This window comes from Limnohabitans sp. (assembly GCF_040401135.1).
Classification (GTDB): Bacteria; Pseudomonadota; Gammaproteobacteria; order Burkholderiales; family Burkholderiaceae_C; genus Limnohabitans.
On the sequence record NZ_JBBAOV010000012.1, the window covers coordinates 1 to 15,400 of the forward strand.

The following is a 15,400-nucleotide window of genomic DNA, read 5'->3' on the forward strand; positions in this document are numbered from 1 at the left end:
CAAGCTTTGATCTAGGGTCTGCATGCCAGCCACCCTACCCGTTTGAATGGCCGAATACAGCTGCGCCACTTTGCCTTCGCGGATCAGGTTGCGCACGGCAGCTGTGCCCACCATCACCTCGTAAGCGGCCACTCGCCCTGCACCGTCTTTGCGTTTGCACAACACTTGCGAAATGACCGCATTTAGCGACTCGGACAACATGCTACGTGCCATGTCTTTTTCTTCGGCGGGAAACACATCAACGATACGGTCCATAGTTTTGGCAGCGCTTGACGTGTGCAATGTGCCCAACACCAAGTGACCTGTTTCGGCGGCGGTCATTGCTAAGCGAATGGTTTCCAAGTCGCGCAGCTCGCCGACCAAAATCACATCGGGATCTTCGCGCAATGCAGCGCGCAATGCATTGGCAAAGCTACGCGTGTGTGCGCCCAACTCGCGCTGTTGGATCAAGCATTGTTTAGGGGTGTGCACAAATTCAATCGGGTCTTCAATCGTCACAACGTGTTTGGATTGCGTTTGATTAAGCTCATCAACCATCGCGGCCAAGGTGGTGGACTTGCCCGAACCCGTAGGCCCCGTAACCAACACCAAGCCGCGCGGCTTGTGCACCAGCGCTGCCAAGATGTCAGGCGCATGCATGGCATGCAAGCTGGGAATGTGATGCGGAATAACCCGAAATACAGCAGATACACCACGCGCTTGTTGAAACACATTGACCCGAAAACGCGACACATCAGGAAGCGCCATAGCAAAGTCACATTCCAAGGTTTGGCTGAATTGCTGCTGCTGACCAGATGACATGATGCTCATCAATGCCGCATAAAGTGAATCATGCGAAAGCGCCATTGCTGACAGTGGCGTGAGATCACCATCAACTCTGAGCACGGCTGGCACACCCGATGACAAATGCAAGTCGGATGCCTTGCGACTGACACATTGAACTAATAAGTGTTGAATATTCATACCTTTCTTTGTATCAAAGAAGCAACTCGGTGCGGTGTGGGTAGCGCACTAATTTTGATGAGCAAGCGCATACATCGATTCACAAACTAGGGTGAACACCAATAAATTGCCACATGCCTTGACCCATGCGGGCTTAGCGATGAAAAATTCATGAAAATCAAAAGATCAATCCTGCTAAACACTTGCCAAAAATGGCACAATGCACCCGTTTTAACAAGGAACTACTCATGAACAAAACTGAATTGATCGAAGCCGTTGCAGCCCACACAGAATTGACAAAGGCTGATGCTGGCCGCGCTGTCAATGCCATCATCGATGTCATCACGCACGCTGTTGCGAAAAAAGACGACGTGCAATTGATCGGCTTTGGCACTTTCAAAGCTGCTGCGCGCGCTGCACGCACTGGCAAAAACCCACGCACCGGCGAAGCCTTGAAAATCGCAGCTGCTGTGGTGCCTCGCTTCACTGCCGGCGCTGCCTTCAAAGCTGCTGTGAACACCAAGAAGAAGTAATTCTTCGCGTTCACGCACAAAAGCGGCATCGGGTCACCGAGCCGCTTTTTTTACGTCTAATTCAAATTGGAGACAAGCATGTTTACACACGTTTTTTTAGGTGCTCAAGACCTCGAGGCCTCACGCAAGTTTTATGACGCAGCCCTCAACGCATTGGGCCACGCACCCGGCGCAAGCGCAGGCAACCGTTATGTGTACCGCACAGCCACAGGAACCTTTGGCATCACCACGCCTGTGAACGGTGAAGCGGCAAGCTTTGGCAACGGCAGCACTTTTGGTTTTGCAGCCAAATCTGAAGCCGAAGTAAACGCCTTTCACGCAGCTGGCTTAGCCAATGGCGGCATGACGTGCGAAGACCCACCAGGCTTGCGCACCACGCCAGCCTTTAGCTACTACATCGCATACTTGCGCGACCCATCAGGCAACAAGATTTGTGCAATGTGCAGGCCCGCAAAATGACTGAACGCTTCACTCAACTTACCTACGAAGAACTCTCACCCGAAGTTCGCCCCTTGGCCGATGACATTCTCAAAGTGTCTAGCGCAGCATTAGGGGGGCCCTACAACGCCTTGCTGCGCAGCCCCGACATGGCGCGGCGCTGCTTTGACTTCTTGGACTACCTGCGGTTCAAAACCTCAGTGAGCAAGCGGCTGAATGAATTTGCCATCTTGATTCAAGCCCGCATTTCCAACGCGCAATACGAGTGGTGGGCACACGACCCCATTGCACAACGTGCAGGCTTGTCCGCGAACATCATCGAGCAATTACGTCAGTGCAAAAGGCCAGAGGGCATGCAAGCTGACGAGGTGTTGGTGTATGACTTTTGCATCCAACTCAGCCTCAACCACCGTGTACCTGATGCCTTGTGGCAGCAAGCAGTGGCCGATATGGGCGAGCAAGCGGTGGTCGATCTCACGGTGCTATCGGGCACCTATGTAATGGTGTCGATGCTGCTTAATGCCACGCAAGTGGGCATTCCAAATGGCGGCAATGAACCCCTTGAGGTTTTGTCACCGCTGGACATTCGCCAACGCCTGCTGGCCTAAATTGGCTTCACACATCACAGGAGAGCCCCATGATTTCACGACGCCACATCGCCATTTCCGCTAGCTTGCTTTTTGCCACATTCGGTAGCTTTGCGCAAAATAATGCGGTTCGTTTGGTGGTGCCTTTTTCAACAGGCGGCCCCACAGACATTGCAGCTCGCGTAATCGCGCCGTTGTTGTCAGAAGCCATGGGCAAGACGGTAATTGTGGACAACCGCGTGGGCGCCACAGGTGCGATTGGCGCAGAGTTTGTGGCGCGTGCGCCCGCCGATGGCAACACCATTTTGTTTGGTACAAGCAGCATCATGGCGGCCAATCCCGCGCTCATGCAAAAGCTACCCTACGACCCTGTGAGAGACTTTGCAGCGGTTAGCACCGTGGCCACCATAGAAAACATTTTGGTGGTCCACCCTTCGGTGCCCGCCAATAACGTGCAAGAGTTGGTGCGCTACGCCAAAGAGAACCCAGGCAAGTTGTTTTACGGTTCATCAGGCATTGGCAGCACCTACCACTTGGGCTCTGAAATGTTTGCCAACATAACCAAAACGCAACTGGGCCACGCACCCTACAAAGGCCAAGGTCCTGCCGCACAAGACTTGTTGGCGGGCCACATTCAAATCATGTTTGATGCCTTCAACTCAGCCGTACCCAACATCAAAGCTGGCCGCGTAAAAGCATTGGGCATTGCCAGCGCTAAACGCCACCCAGAGCTGCCCGACCTCCCTACTATCAGCGAACAAGGTGTGCCCGGATATGCCACCACTATTTGGCTGGCCTTCTTTTTGCCGGCTAAAACGCCTAGCGCCATCGTGGACAAAATGAACCAAGACTTGCGCAGCATCATGCAGCGTCCTGATGTGAAAGAACGATTCAACAAGCTAGGTATGCAAGCCACCAGCTCTAGCACGGGTGAACTGGATACTTTGTTAAAACAAGAATTGGTGCAATGGAGCAAGGTCGTGAAAGACGGCAACATCAAGCCTGAGTAAGACCAAAAAAGCGTTGATTTGAATCAAACCTGTTTCTAAGTTCTGGGTGTCTAATAAGAATTTACCAAGGAGAAATATATGACATCAAACGTTGGCGGCATTGACCGCATTCTGCGCATCGTCGCAGGCTTGTTACTCATCGCTCTGGCCATCACAAACGTGGTGGGCATGTGGGGCTACATCGTGGGCGGCATTGTGCTGGCCACCGGCGTGTTTCGTTTTTGCGGTGCATATACTTTGTTTGGCTTGAACACTTGCCCACTCAAAGCCGCAAAAGAAGAGCCAGCTAAGTAAACGGTTCACAACTTTGTAAAGCCTCAGCGCGTCAAGCGGCTGAGGCTTTTTTATTCAATCAAACGACTTTGTAAAGCCTTGCATGGATCCGTCTGGTTGCACTCCAAACGAGCCACAGCACCATAGGAATAAGTGAACCCGCGACCACCTCAGGTTGAATAGCAAGACCAGCTGCTTTAGCAGCTTTGGCAGCGTAGAGCAGAAGGCTAACGACGTAGTAAGAGATAGCAGCGATTGACAAGCCTTCAACCGTACTTTGCAAACGTAGTTGCAACTCTTGCCCCTTCGTCAACTTCTCTAGCAGCATACGGTTCTGTTCTTCTGTCGCAATATCTACACGGGTTCTCAACAACGAACTAGCTCGGTTGATTCGTTCAGACAATAAAGTCAGACGCTGTGAGGTTGCCGCAACAGTAGCCATCGCAGGGGACAAGCGTCTTTTCATGAATTCTCCAATCGTTTGAGTTCCGCTAATTGGAGATTCACGCAATTCAGCAATACGCTGAGACACCAGTTTGTCATATGCAGCCGTCGCAGCAAAACGATAGGCATGCCCCGCTGTCATACGCTCAACTCCTGCTGCAAGCTCTATTAACCTAGTTAAAAGTGCCTGATCATCACAGTCCTTGTGTGCCAAGTAGTCAATGATGTCTGACAACTCCTTTTCAGCTTGTCCAAGATGACTGCTGACGACTTTTGCAACTGATAAGCCACGCAAAGCCATTAATCGATAAGTTTCTAATTCAAGCAATCTCTGTGAAATTCGTCCCGCTCGACTTTGACTGGTTCCATGGGGCGCTAAAACGAGTATCCGTTCAAAACCACTTTCTCGTAACTTGAAATCCGTCGCAACAAGTGAATGCGCAGGATTACCCATGCGAGAAGCAATCACTGGCGCATCACCAATCCACTTGCGGGCTTGATCAAGTGCAAGTTGTGGGTCTGTTAAGTCCTCGTTCAACATCACAAGTTTGATGGCTGAAAACGTTTTTCCGGGAATAGCCGCTAGCCAACCTTGAGGCAGCTTCAAGTGAGACAACAATTCAGGCTCTTGAGAGCCAAGTGCGGCATTTTCAGGTAATGATTGAACTAAGGAGTATCGAGTGAATTCGGTGTGCCGTTCCCATTTCAAGGTGTAACCATTCATCCTTAATCGGACAAAGTTTCCCTGCATATCTTGCAGACTCAAATCAGGTTGCAGCTGCCGAAGATGTTCGCACTCTTGCTCTCGACTGATGCCGTCGTTAAATACACCCACTAGCAATATAAACGCAGGGATGCGAATCCTGGCACTTGGTCGAGCGTGCACCTCGTTGTGAAGCAATGCGCGCTCAGAATCATCAGGGGGCAATTGATTCATAACAGTCGCTTCCATTAAGAATGTGAGTTTTGTGCTTATCGAGGGGCGACCAGCGGCCAGCCTTTTGCAGCCCACTGGCTCATACCGCCTTCGACAAAGCGTATGTTTTCGTAACCCGCTTGTTTAAGTTTTTTCAAGGTAACCTGCGAACGGTTTTGTGTGTTGCAAATGAGCAGCACAGGCTGGTCCGTATCTTTAGGGATAAGGCTGATTTTCTCTCCCAACTCACTCATGGGAAGTAGGACTGCACCTGCGACCACACCAGTTTTATGTTCACGCGTTTCGCGAATGTCTACCAGCATGACCTTGCCTGCCTCGTAGTCGGCACGGGCTTGCACTAAAGTCACTCGATCTGCGGAATTGACGGGTTCTGAACAGCCCGAATTCAGAGCGGCAGCAAACACTGCAAACAACGCCACGCGCAAGAAGCGGTTAATTTTGGTTTTACAAAAATTCATTTCGTCAACTCCAGATTAGGGAAGCACATAGCAAGTGGTGTTAGCCATCCACATGTCATCAGGCGTGATGCAATGTTGGTAGTATTTTTCACGGTTGAAATCAGTCAAGAAGTAAGAGCGATACACCAACTGATTTTTAAGTACCAAACTTACATTGCGAGCCAGCTTGCAGCGATGGTTAATGGCGCACTCGCGCAGCTCTTGCGCATCCTCATAAAAGTGAACGCTAAAGCGGCCCTCTTTCGGTCCTAAGTCTTTGTCAACGATCAGCAAACAAACAGGTGCATTGATCAATTGCAACTTATCCTTGTCGGACAAATAATTCAGCTCTGCCATCAACACCTTTTGAAACCAAGGTGCAACCACATGTTCACAGTCGTATAGATCGCGCTTTTTATGAACATACGTGGGGTCTGCCATAGGCTCTAGTTCATCCGTCAGCATCAGCATAGGCTCGGCACCCTTCCGAGCTATACCGTCCAACACCACATGAACCGGCTTAGCATCTTGGCAGGCAGTGAGCACAGCCAATACGGCAAGCACCACACTAAAACGAAACTTGCTCAACATAAATTACCCCATGTCCCTGCGTTGTGCACTTTTGCAAAACCTTTGGCTCTGAGCATCATTTTGGCTATGCCACTTCGCGAGCCACTGGCACAGCACAAAACCACATCGCGATCTTTGGGCAACTCAGCCAAACGAGAACCCAACTCAGGAAGGGGAATGTTGATGCTCCCAGGCGCATTGCCTGAAACAAATTCAGCTGTCGAACGCACATCGACAAACACTGCGCCTTTTAGACGTAACTCAGGGAGCATGCGCACCACTTGTTTTGCACTCCACCACTTGTATCCAAACCATAGAGCGAGTGCAATGATTGGCCAATATTGCTCAATAAAACCCATGAGACTCTTTCAATTTGAAACAGAGAGTAGTCTACAACTTCATAATCATCCGCTTATATTTTGGCGGTTGCAGATTTTTGAAAATGGAACTGAATCGTTCAAGTCTTACACCAACAATACAAAAACTGTTGGTTAGTTCCCAACGGCGTGTTGTGCTCGACTAGCTGACTGCCCAACATTTGAAAGTCCTCGCCAAATTCATGATGCAGACTTTTATCGTCGTACCGCACAACATCTAAACCACTGCACTGCAAGGGACCATCTGGTCCAAAAGTTGCCATAAGTACATGTCCACCAGGTTTAACAGACTGTCGAACCAGCTCAACGTAAGACAGTCTGGCTGAGGGTTCCGTCAAGAAATGGAATACCGCTCGGTCGTGCCAAAGATCAAATTGCTTGGAACCAAAGTCATATTGAGTTATGTCACCAACATGCCAGCTAATGTCTTGAGCTTTTGAGCCAAGGCGCTGACGTGTGAAATCAATCGCAGTAGCTGAGATGTCCAATACGGACACATCCAGATAGTTGGAACGCAGCAAATCATCAACTAACGTTGACTCACCACCTCCTATATCTATGACGGATGCAGTGGATTCGGGGCACAACTCTTGGATCAACCTAAGAGACTCGCTCAAGTGATGCGCATACCAACTGACAGCATCAAACTGTTTGTTGCGGTACACGTTTTCCCAATGATCAGATCCTTGCATAACGCCACCCCTCTTAGAAACTATTATGGACAATAATATTAGACATTACTTATTTAAAACCTGTGTTAACACGCTTATTAAGCGGGCAACAGCGCCTGATCTTTCTGACAATCGCCATCGTGTTGCACGTAGTGGTCGCGATTAGCGCGAGCCAACATTTATTGACACTTCGGCAACCAACCAAAACGCCTGATCAAGAGGTTGAGGTCTTTTTCATCAAGACCAAACTACAGCCCGAAATTGAACCTTCGCGTGATCGGTCCATCACAAAGCAGGAGGCAGCAATCACCCAAGCAATTTCAGAAAAGCTACCCGCGACTATGGCTGCACCTTCTGCACCCACCGCTGAAGAATGGACATTCGCCTCCAAGTACACAAATAAAAACAGCAAAGGCTATCGCCATAGCTGGGGCCAGCAAGTTCGCAGCATGATGGGCACAGCTATTGAGGGACCTGATCAAGGTGAAGTTCGCTTTCGCATCGAGATAGCGCCAAACGGCACTTTGGCAAAACTCGACACGCTATGGAGTACCTCAGCACATGCTGAAAAACTGGCTCGTAAAGCCATCCAAAACATGCCAGCATTGCCTCCTACCCCTACAGGCAAACCTTTGATTTTTGAGAAAACAATTTCGTTTTCCCCTTTTGCATCCGACGGCCCACCAACCTACAAAGACGACTGCCTGCCGGACACACCTGCTTTTAAAAATCCGTTTGCTTGGGATGGCAAATCTGAGCAGGTGAAAGCTCAGCCCGCCCCCACAGAGCCTAAGCTTGACGCTCAGGCAATGGAAGAGTGCCTGCGACAGTTACCCAAAGACACATTGGAAGCCGAAATGGCCCGCGACCAACGCATCATGGACCAATGGGGCAGCTCCAAAACAGGTAGATAAATTCGCCTCTGCAACTGCGAAATTAATCAACCGAGCGGCCCTCACCCTTCACTTCAATTGTTTCGCCATCTCGAATTTGGTAAATGCGCTTAAATGTTGGAATGATTTTTTCATCATGCGTCACTACGATGATGGCTGTTTGCGACTGCTTAGCCATTTGATTCAAGATACGCATTACACCTAAGGCACGCTCACTGTCTAAGGGGGCTGTGGGCTCGTCGGCCAATATGACTGGAGGACGATTGGCTAATGCGCGTGCAATAGACACACGCTGCTGCTCGCCCCCGGATAGCTGAGAAGGCTCAGCCTGTGCACGATGCGCAACATCGAGTGCTTTGAGTAATTCCAGCGCCCTCTCACGTGCTTTAAGGTTACCCACGCCAGCCAGCATAGGTAACAGGGCCACGTTATCAGTGACATCGAGAAATGGGATCAGATAAGGCGCTTGAAATATGAATCCAATGCGATCACGTCGCAGCGTTCTTAGGTCTGGAATCTTCCAACCTTGATCGTAAATTACATCACCACCTAAAGTCATTTTTCCTGAGGTGGGTTCAATGATGGCACCTAGACATTTCAGCAAGGTGCTTTTGCCTGAGCCGGATGGTCCCACCAGGCCTACCACCTCACCTGCCTCAACAGTCATATTGACATTTTTAAGTGCCTCAAAGGCGGTGTCGCCGTGACCATAAACCTTGCGCAATCCTTCGATCACGATGCCTCCTGCGCGTGGTGTATGCAATGTATTTGTTGTCACGAAATCGCCTCACCCGGATCAACTGCCAGTGCGGCTCGAATCGCCAAGGTGCTAGCCAATGCGCAAATCAACAGAGTGACGATAAACCCTGTCACAGCGTCGCCCTGCTCTAGCAAAACAAATTTTGGAAAGACGGGCGCCCAAAATGTTGCAGCCACTTTTCCAACGACAAAACCAATCAAACCAAGGCCTAGTGCCTGCTGAAGAATCATCCATGCAATTGTGCTGTTGCGTGTGCCAATGAGTTTAAGCACCGCAATTTCGCGAATCTTTCCCAGCGTCATGGTGTAGATGATGAACGCCACAATGGCAGCACTCACGATGGCCAAAATCACCAAAAACATGCCGATTTGTTTGGCCGAGGTGGCGATCAATTTAACGACCAAAATCTCTTCCATACCCTCGCGCGTGAAAGCCTCTAAGTGTTTCCAGCGACGTATAGATTGCGCCACTTGTTCTGACGTGGATGCACCCTCAACCTGAATCAGCACTGCATTCACGTTGTGGCTGTTGGTTTGTGTCGCCTGGACAGCCTCAAGAACACCAGGAACACCTGGCCTGTTGATGGCGGTGTTCGCTGCAGTTCTAACCCTGTCGTTCAAAATGGCGTCGTTGTCTTTTAAAAACTGCGCATCTTGTGCATCCTTGATGGCAATGAACACCATCGGGTCACCGCCAGAAGACACCATACGCTGCGTCAAACCAACCACGGTGTATTCGTGTCGTCGAATGCCTATGCGGTCGCCAATTATGAAACCAGTTTTGACATCGGCGATGGCCTCGTAATGACTGCGCGTCAAATAACGCCCGGCCACCAAATGTGACGGCTCCCCAGGTTGACCTGGCTCCATACCCACCACCATGGCTCGCTTGTCATGACCGCCATGACTGACTTGAAGGGTGAAGTAAGTCACGTTGGCAGCACGCATCACACCGGGCATGCCCAACAGGCTACGAACCACATCATCTTTGATGGTCGAAGGCTCTGCGTAAGGGCCTTGTGTGCCTTTTTGCACAACCCAAACATCTGCACCACTGTTGCTTAAAAGAGCTTTTGCATCGTCCACCATACCGCGATAAACGCCGGCCATCGTCAATGTGACACCAATCAGCAGCCCCAAGCCCATGCCCGTGAGGACAAATTTTTGCCACGAATGAAGTATGTCGCGCCCGGCTAGGCTGATCATCGCAATGTCTCAACAACGCGAACGCGGCTGTTTTCAGTCAAGGCTTTTTGGCTGTGCACCACCACTTGTTCATTGAGCTGCAAACCCTCCAAAACAACCAACTCGCCGTCGAGGCTGGAGGTACCAACGCGTATTTTTGTAAAGACTGGCTTGTCGTTGATCAAGCGCCACACTCCTACGGTGTCGCCTTGCCGCTGAATGCTGGCATTAGGAATAAGCAGCGCGTTTTCAACAGGTAGCAGCGCCAAGGTGACCTCTGCCACCTCTCCAACAGAAACTTCTTTAGGTATTTGTGCAAACGAGACTAGCGCCACACGCTCCTCGGTCACGCTGTCACTTAACAACTCGACGCGAACGACATGGCCCTTGAAGTTGTTCTGCGCTTGCGAACGCACCACAATTTGGGCCTCTAGCCCAGACTTCAAACCAGCAGATCGTCCTTGATCCAAACGCAGTTTGACCCAAAGACTATCGGGATCAATCAGGCGAATAACAGGCTGTCCAGCAACCACCGTTGTGCCTGGCTCAGCATCTCTCGTCGTCACCACACCGTGGGCGGGTGCAATCAATCGCACGTTGTTGCGTTGTTGCTGTAGACCCGCTCGCTCAGCGTTTAAACGTATCACGTCTTGTTTGACGCCAGCCAGGTTTGCACGTGAGGTTTCAAATGCGGCTTCAGCTGATATTTTTTCTTGTGTGCGCAATTCAAGAGCGCTTGGGCTAATGAAAAATTGATTCGCAAGATCTTGATTGCGAATGAAGTTTAGTTTTGCAAGCTCGTACCTTGCGAGTGCATCTGTTTGCTGAGCTTGTGCAGCAGTTTGTGAACTGGCCGCTCGGGCAATCAAGGCGTCCTGTGCGGTCAACTTCTGGTCTAAATCAACCGAATCCATTTCAGCTAGCAGTTGGCCCGCCTTCACAATGTCGCCCACATCAACATAAACCTGTGCAACCCGCCCGGCAACCGTAGGACCAATCATCCAACTGCGTCTGGCTTCGACCGTGCCCACACCAAACAAAGCGGGCGTAAACCCACCCTGCTTGACAGAATAGACCGTCACTGAAGTCGCAGCCAACGGCCCGGCCCTGAAGAACACAAATGCAATCAAGCCAACTAGGGCGAAACCAGCACCCACAATGACCAGGCGCTGTTTTGTTATTTTGGGAAAGTTCACCAGGCTACCTGTCTTTATGAAAGATCTAAACAATCAGGAAACGCGTCCAATCGCACAACTGACAAATGACTTGGCATTGACTAGGCCTGCCTCCAACCCGCTCACGCTGCCGTGCTCAGGATAGCCCATCGATTTGAGCTTTGAAACTACAGCCTCTCGCAACGACTCATCTGCCAACACGCTGACCATCTGCTGCTCTTGGTCAATCACGATATGAGACAGCCCCTCGATTGAGGTTAGCCCCTTGATGATGGACTTTTCACAGCCACCGCATTTGATATTTTCAACATGAATTTGAATCTGATTGACTGACATAGAAGTTCCTTTTGTTGACATCCGTTTTGCAATTTCGAGTGCTGCTCGTGACCAATTTTTTTGGCGAATACGGGTACTCGGCAAGGTTCGATCTCTGCAGGGTCTTGTAGCGCCGCTAAAGTATCAAGCGCTCTACATCAATCACATATGATTTAAATCATATGATTGAACATCTAATCAAGTTAATTTCTCCACTCAAAGAGTTCTTCATTAGGTTTTAGGTTTGGTATTTTTTATTTTTAACCACATAAGACCCGCTCCCGTTAACAGCACAGGTATGAGCGAGCCCCAGTTGAGCCAAGCCCAGCCTTGCGTGGTCACCAAAGCACCCGAAGCAAATGAAGTAACAGCCATGGTGGCAAACACGCAGAAGTTAATGGCGGCCTGTGCGCGGTTTTTTTCTTGCGGTGTGTAGGCCTGCATTGACAAAGTGGTGCTGCCCGTGAACAAGAAATTCCAACCCACACCCAGCATGAAGAGTGCAAACAAAAATTGGTGCAAGTCCACACCCGACAACGCCACAGCAATGCAGCCGATGTTGAGCAACACGCCCACACCCATGATGGTCAACACGCCAAATCGTTTGATGAGATGGCCCGTCACAAAGCCGGGCGCGAACATACCTATCACGTGCCACTGCAATACCCAAGCTGTGTCTTCAAATGAGAAGCCACACACTTGCATGGCCAAGGGCGTGGCAGCCATCAACAAGTTCATCACGCCATAGCCCAATGCCGCAGCCAAGGCGGCAACGAAGAACACAGGCTGACGCATGATTTCTGACAAGGGTCGACCGCCTGCCTCATCGGCTTTGGCTACAGGTGCAGGTGGGAAATCAATCTTACTCATCACTACCATCGACAGCGCAGCAACCCCCATCAAGGCCACATAGGCGCCGGCAAACGGCATACCCAACAGGCTCTTGGTTTGAATGGCCAAGTTGGGGCCAATGACCGCGCCAATCAAACCGCCCGCCATCACCAAAGACACGGCCTTTTCGCGGTAATCGGGCTTGCACAGCTCAGCCGCTGCAAAGCGATACAACTGCCCGTTGGCGCTGTAGTAACCCGCCACCACAGTGGCCGTGACTAACAACCAGAAAGACTGTGAGAGCACGGCAAACGCTCCCAGGGCTGCGGACAACAAAGCCACCAACAGCCCTAACTGAAAGGAGCCCTTGCGTCCAAAACGCTGCTGCGAGTTGGCCACTAACCCCGTGCTGAGCGCACCACCCACCACATAACCCATGACAGGCAAAGTGGCCATCCAACTCTCAGGGGCCAAACTCAAACCTACCAAGCCGTTGATGGCAATGAAGGTGACGTTGTTTGTTAGGAACAGTCCCTGCGCGATAGACAGCAAAACAAGATGACGGTTCATAGAGACCTAAAAAGAAAAGAGAAAGGATAACGGCCGACATCGCTAGACCATGTCAGCCTTTCACAATCAGTAGCGCAGTTGGGTGGACTTGCCCCAAAACACGCGGTAAGCAAAGACGGTATAACCAATGATGACGGGCAACACCACCACCACACCGTAAAAGATCACCAGCAAGGCCTCAGGTGAACTGGCAGATTGCCAGATGCTGATTTTGTCAACCACCAGCCATGGAAACAGGCTGTAGGCTAAGCCGTAAAAAGACAGTAAAAAGACACCCACGGTGCTAGCGAATGGCACGCTTGCTCCATATTGGTTGCCCTGTGCAAAGCGTGTCGGCAACCTGTATAAGCTCCGCCGAATGACCACAAACAAGGCCAAGGTCATGACAGGGATAGGCAGCAGCATGAGCAGATTCGGAAAGCTGAACCACTTCTCGAAGATGCGCGGGCTTACCCACGGCGTTGCCACAGAAATGGCCAATACCCCTAATGCAGTCAACCACAAACTGGCCTTGGCCCAATCGACTGCTCGCAATTGCAAAATACCTTCGGTTTTCATGATCAGCCAGCCAGCGCCCAATAAGCGGTAAGCAAACACCAAGCAAAAACCGATCAGGGCGCTAAAGAAATACCCTGCTGTGTCTTGCTGAAAGCCTGTGATGAGTTGGCCCAACATAAAGCCTTGCGACCAAGAGGCCAGCAAAGATCCGATGTAAAAGGTTTTGTCCCACAAAGGCCGATGGTGCATCTTGGCCTTGACCCGAAATTCAAACGCCACGCCGCGCAAAGACAGCGCCACCAGCATGAGTGCAACAGGCAGGTACAAAGCGCCCAAGATGACACCGTGCGCCATAGGAAAACCCACCAGCAATACACCCACACCTAGCACCAACCAAGTTTCGTTAGCGTCCCAAAAAGGTCCGATGCTGGCGATCATGATGTCTTTTTGTTCCACCGAGTCGGCGCTGTCGAGCAGCGCACCCACACCCAAGTCATAGCCGTCCAAGATGACGTAAGCCAACATGGACAAAGCCATAACCAAGGCAAACACCAAAGGCAGCCAACCCGCTGGGCTCATCAAGTCAACACCAAATTCATACATGACGCACTCCTTTCAAGCCGGTAATGGGTTCATGGCCGCCGTTCACAGCCTTTTTGGCGAGGTAAAAAACCACAGACACATAGGCACTCAGTAAGGCCACATACAAGGTGAGGTACATGGCCAAAGAAAGCGCAATGTTGCCCGCCGGCACTTGCGAGGCTGCTTGCGCCGTGGTCAGTACCCCATGCACCAACCAGGGTTGGCGACCAATTTCTGTGACGTACCAACCTGACACCAGCGCCACCCAACCGGCAAAGGTCATGGCCACCAAGACCATGGCGGTGCGTTTGGACAGGCTTGGCTTAAATTTCAGTTCGTAACTGGCAAACCAACTGACTGCGAGCATGAGCAAGCCAACGCCAACCATGATGCGAAATGCCCAAAAAACCGGGCCCACTGGCGGATGCTTGTCACCAAAATCTTTGATGCCTTTGACCTCACCATTCCAGTCGTGGGTCAAGTAAAACGACGCCAATTTAGGAATAGCAATTTCATAGAGATTAGATTGCGTGGCCTGGTCAGGAATGGCGAATAAGACCGCGGGAACGCCCTGCTGCGTCTCCCAAATGCCTTCCATCGCAGCCAATTTGGCGGGTTGGTACTTCAAAGTGTTCAAGCCGTGCAAGTCGCCCACAAAAATTTGCACCGGAATCAAGACCGCGGCCACCATGACACCGGTACGCAAAGATGCCATCACGTCTAAGGCGCGGTCGTTTTTAAGCCAACGGTAAGCGCTGATACCCGCCAATAAAAACGACCCAGTCAAGCCAGAAGCCAGCAACATGTGGGTCATGCGGTAAGGGAACGAGGGGTTGAAGATCACCTCGAACCAGCTGATCACATGCGCTTGCCCGTTGATCATCTCAAAGCCTGCTGGTGTGTGCATCCAAGAGTTGAGGGCCAAAATCCAAAACGCCGAAGCGGTGGTGCCTAAGGCAACCAACCAAGTGGCCAAGGTATGCACGCCTTCGCTCACGCGTCCCCGACCAAACAACATGATGCCCAAGAAAGTTGCTTCCAAAAAGAAAGCCGTGAGCACCTCATAGGCGAGCAAGGGTCCAGCCACATTGCCCACCGTGTTCATAAAGCCGGGCCAATTGGTACCAAACTGAAAACTCATGGTGATGCCGCTGACCACTCCCAAAGCAAAGGTCAGGGCGAAAATCTTGACCCAAAACTGGTAAGCGTCCATCCAGTGCTGCTCACCCGTCGCTACAAATCGGGTTTTGAAAAACAACAAAAACCACCCCATGGCGATGCTGATGGTAGGAAACAAAATGTGAAACGTGATGTTGGCGGCAAATTGCAACCGTGCCAGCAAAAGTGGGTCAAGAGCGTCCATGATGGTCTCC

19 protein-coding genes are annotated in these 15,400 nt (G+C 50.9%); 6 read left to right on the plus strand and 13 right to left on the minus strand.

Translation table 11 applies throughout. The features are described 5' to 3' along the window. Positions 1 to 963, minus strand: a 963-nt coding sequence (locus ABWP81_RS04985) for a type IV pilus twitching motility protein PilT (protein WP_353140021.1), incomplete at its 3' end; no start/stop codon positions are given. A gap of 191 nt (positions 964 to 1,154) precedes the next feature. On the opposite strand from ABWP81_RS04985, the gene ABWP81_RS04990 reads away from it, so the two are divergent. The 5 genes from ABWP81_RS04990 to ABWP81_RS05010 all read left to right on the plus strand — a co-directional run bounded on the left by ABWP81_RS04990 (position 1,155) and on the right by ABWP81_RS05010 (position 3,804). Further along, positions 1,155 to 1,475, plus strand: a complete 321-nt coding sequence (locus ABWP81_RS04990; protein WP_353134033.1) for an HU family DNA-binding protein — start codon at positions 1,155 to 1,157, stop codon at positions 1,473 to 1,475. A 78-nt stretch (positions 1,476 to 1,553) separates the two neighbouring features. Next, the gene (locus ABWP81_RS04995; RefSeq protein WP_353134036.1) at positions 1,554 to 1,934 is read left to right on the plus strand and encodes a VOC family protein; all 381 of its coding nucleotides are present in this window, start codon (positions 1,554 to 1,556) and stop codon (positions 1,932 to 1,934) included. Beyond that, positions 1,931 to 2,521 carry a carboxymuconolactone decarboxylase family protein gene (locus tag ABWP81_RS05000; protein WP_353140023.1) on the plus strand — a complete coding sequence of 197 codons (591 nt, stop codon included), beginning with the start codon at positions 1,931 to 1,933 and terminating at the stop codon, positions 2,519 to 2,521. The genes ABWP81_RS04995 and ABWP81_RS05000 overlap by 4 nt, the downstream gene beginning before the upstream one ends. A gap of 29 nt (positions 2,522 to 2,550) precedes the next feature. Then, positions 2,551 to 3,510, plus strand: coding sequence for a Bug family tripartite tricarboxylate transporter substrate binding protein (locus ABWP81_RS05005; protein ID WP_353140025.1), 960 nt, complete (start codon positions 2,551 to 2,553; stop codon positions 3,508 to 3,510). A 78-nt stretch (positions 3,511 to 3,588) separates the two neighbouring features. Then, entirely contained in the window at positions 3,589 to 3,804 is a 216-nt protein-coding gene (locus tag ABWP81_RS05010) for a YgaP family membrane protein (protein ID WP_353140027.1), read from the plus strand. Positions 3,805 to 3,862: 58 nt separating this feature from the next. Here the strand turns inward: ABWP81_RS05010 and ABWP81_RS05015 are convergent, their stop codons facing one another. The 5 genes from ABWP81_RS05015 to ABWP81_RS05035 all read right to left on the minus strand — a co-directional run bounded on the left by ABWP81_RS05015 (position 3,863) and on the right by ABWP81_RS05035 (position 7,240). After that, entirely contained in the window at positions 3,863 to 5,164 is a 1,302-nt protein-coding gene (locus ABWP81_RS05015) for a DUF3422 family protein (RefSeq protein ID WP_353140029.1), read from the minus strand. A gap of 35 nt (positions 5,165 to 5,199) precedes the next feature. After that, on the minus strand, positions 5,200 to 5,622 hold the full coding sequence (locus ABWP81_RS05020) for a rhodanese-like domain-containing protein (protein WP_353140031.1): 423 nt from the start codon (positions 5,620 to 5,622) through the stop codon (positions 5,200 to 5,202). A gap of 15 nt (positions 5,623 to 5,637) precedes the next feature. After that, positions 5,638 to 6,192 (minus strand): hypothetical protein, encoded by a 555-nt coding sequence (locus ABWP81_RS05025; protein WP_353140033.1) that lies wholly within the window; start codon positions 6,190 to 6,192, stop codon positions 5,638 to 5,640. Then, positions 6,186 to 6,530: a rhodanese-like domain-containing protein gene (locus tag ABWP81_RS05030; RefSeq protein ID WP_353140035.1), complete on the minus strand. Its 345-nt coding sequence runs from the start codon at positions 6,528 to 6,530 to the stop codon at positions 6,186 to 6,188. The genes ABWP81_RS05025 and ABWP81_RS05030 overlap by 7 nt, the downstream gene beginning before the upstream one ends. A gap of 98 nt (positions 6,531 to 6,628) precedes the next feature. Further along, positions 6,629 to 7,240: a class I SAM-dependent methyltransferase gene (locus tag ABWP81_RS05035; RefSeq protein WP_353140037.1), complete on the minus strand. Its 612-nt coding sequence runs from the start codon at positions 7,238 to 7,240 to the stop codon at positions 6,629 to 6,631. A 320-nt stretch (positions 7,241 to 7,560) separates the two neighbouring features. Between ABWP81_RS05035 and ABWP81_RS05040 the strand changes: the two genes are divergently transcribed. Further along, on the plus strand, positions 7,561 to 8,133 hold the full coding sequence (locus tag ABWP81_RS05040) for an energy transducer TonB (protein WP_245912818.1): 573 nt from the start codon (positions 7,561 to 7,563) through the stop codon (positions 8,131 to 8,133). A gap of 22 nt (positions 8,134 to 8,155) precedes the next feature. Here ABWP81_RS05040 and ABWP81_RS05045 read toward each other — a convergent pair whose 3' ends face one another. The 7 genes from ABWP81_RS05045 to ABWP81_RS05075 all read right to left on the minus strand — a co-directional run bounded on the left by ABWP81_RS05045 (position 8,156) and on the right by ABWP81_RS05075 (position 15,390). Then, complete coding sequence (locus ABWP81_RS05045) at positions 8,156 to 8,890, minus strand: ABC transporter ATP-binding protein (RefSeq protein WP_353140039.1); 735 nt, start codon at positions 8,888 to 8,890, stop codon at positions 8,156 to 8,158. After that, positions 8,887 to 10,077, minus strand: a complete 1,191-nt coding sequence (locus tag ABWP81_RS05050; protein ID WP_353140041.1) for an ABC transporter permease — start codon at positions 10,075 to 10,077, stop codon at positions 8,887 to 8,889. Before ABWP81_RS05050 ends, ABWP81_RS05045 begins: the two co-directional genes overlap by 4 nt. Beyond that, positions 10,074 to 11,138, minus strand: coding sequence for an efflux RND transporter periplasmic adaptor subunit (locus ABWP81_RS05055; RefSeq protein ID WP_353140043.1), 1,065 nt, complete (start codon positions 11,136 to 11,138; stop codon positions 10,074 to 10,076). The genes ABWP81_RS05050 and ABWP81_RS05055 overlap by 4 nt, the downstream gene beginning before the upstream one ends. A gap of 147 nt (positions 11,139 to 11,285) precedes the next feature. Next, entirely contained in the window at positions 11,286 to 11,567 is a 282-nt protein-coding gene (locus tag ABWP81_RS05060) for a heavy-metal-associated domain-containing protein (protein WP_353140045.1), read from the minus strand. 210 nt (positions 11,568 to 11,777) lie between these two features. Continuing rightward, complete coding sequence (locus tag ABWP81_RS05065) at positions 11,778 to 12,947, minus strand: MFS transporter (protein ID WP_353140047.1); 1,170 nt, start codon at positions 12,945 to 12,947, stop codon at positions 11,778 to 11,780. Between the two features lie 66 nt (positions 12,948 to 13,013). Next, the gene (locus ABWP81_RS05070) at positions 13,014 to 14,048 is read right to left on the minus strand and encodes a cytochrome d ubiquinol oxidase subunit II (RefSeq protein ID WP_353140049.1); all 1,035 of its coding nucleotides are present in this window, start codon (positions 14,046 to 14,048) and stop codon (positions 13,014 to 13,016) included. After that, positions 14,041 to 15,390: a cytochrome ubiquinol oxidase subunit I gene (locus tag ABWP81_RS05075; RefSeq protein ID WP_353140051.1), complete on the minus strand. Its 1,350-nt coding sequence runs from the start codon at positions 15,388 to 15,390 to the stop codon at positions 14,041 to 14,043. Before ABWP81_RS05075 ends, ABWP81_RS05070 begins: the two co-directional genes overlap by 8 nt. Positions 15,391 to 15,400: the final 10 nt, after the last annotated feature.

Bases quoted from the DNA above. Each gene is read 5' to 3' on its own strand.
- ABWP81_RS05070 (WP_353140049.1), bottom strand. From the start codon at position 14,048: ATGTATGAATTTGGTGTTGACTTGATGAGCCCAGCGGGTTGGCTGCCT.
- ABWP81_RS05040 (WP_245912818.1), top strand. From the start codon at position 7,561: ATGGCTGCACCTTCTGCACCCACCGCTGAAGAATGGACATTCGCCTCC.
- ABWP81_RS05060 (WP_353140045.1), bottom strand. From the start codon at position 11,567: ATGTCAGTCAATCAGATTCAAATTCATGTTGAAAATATCAAATGCGGT.
- ABWP81_RS05075 (WP_353140051.1), bottom strand. From the start codon at position 15,390: ATGGACGCTCTTGACCCACTTTTGCTGGCACGGTTGCAATTTGCCGCC.
- ABWP81_RS04995 (WP_353134036.1), top strand. From the start codon at position 1,554: ATGTTTACACACGTTTTTTTAGGTGCTCAAGACCTCGAGGCCTCACGC.
- ABWP81_RS05035 (WP_353140037.1), bottom strand. From the start codon at position 7,240: ATGCAAGGATCTGATCATTGGGAAAACGTGTACCGCAACAAACAGTTT.
- ABWP81_RS04990 (WP_353134033.1), top strand. From the start codon at position 1,155: ATGGCACAATGCACCCGTTTTAACAAGGAACTACTCATGAACAAAACT.
- ABWP81_RS05025 (WP_353140033.1), bottom strand. From the start codon at position 6,192: ATGTTGAGCAAGTTTCGTTTTAGTGTGGTGCTTGCCGTATTGGCTGTG.
- ABWP81_RS05005 (WP_353140025.1), top strand. From the start codon at position 2,551: ATGATTTCACGACGCCACATCGCCATTTCCGCTAGCTTGCTTTTTGCC.
- ABWP81_RS05030 (WP_353140035.1), bottom strand. From the start codon at position 6,530: ATGGGTTTTATTGAGCAATATTGGCCAATCATTGCACTCGCTCTATGG.
- ABWP81_RS05015 (WP_353140029.1), bottom strand. From the start codon at position 5,164: ATGAATCAATTGCCCCCTGATGATTCTGAGCGCGCATTGCTTCACAAC.
- ABWP81_RS05010 (WP_353140027.1), top strand. From the start codon at position 3,589: ATGACATCAAACGTTGGCGGCATTGACCGCATTCTGCGCATCGTCGCA.
- ABWP81_RS05050 (WP_353140041.1), bottom strand. From the start codon at position 10,077: ATGATCAGCCTAGCCGGGCGCGACATACTTCATTCGTGGCAAAAATTT.
- ABWP81_RS05020 (WP_353140031.1), bottom strand. From the start codon at position 5,622: ATGAATTTTTGTAAAACCAAAATTAACCGCTTCTTGCGCGTGGCGTTG.
- ABWP81_RS05065 (WP_353140047.1), bottom strand. From the start codon at position 12,947: ATGAACCGTCATCTTGTTTTGCTGTCTATCGCGCAGGGACTGTTCCTA.
- ABWP81_RS05000 (WP_353140023.1), top strand. From the start codon at position 1,931: ATGACTGAACGCTTCACTCAACTTACCTACGAAGAACTCTCACCCGAA.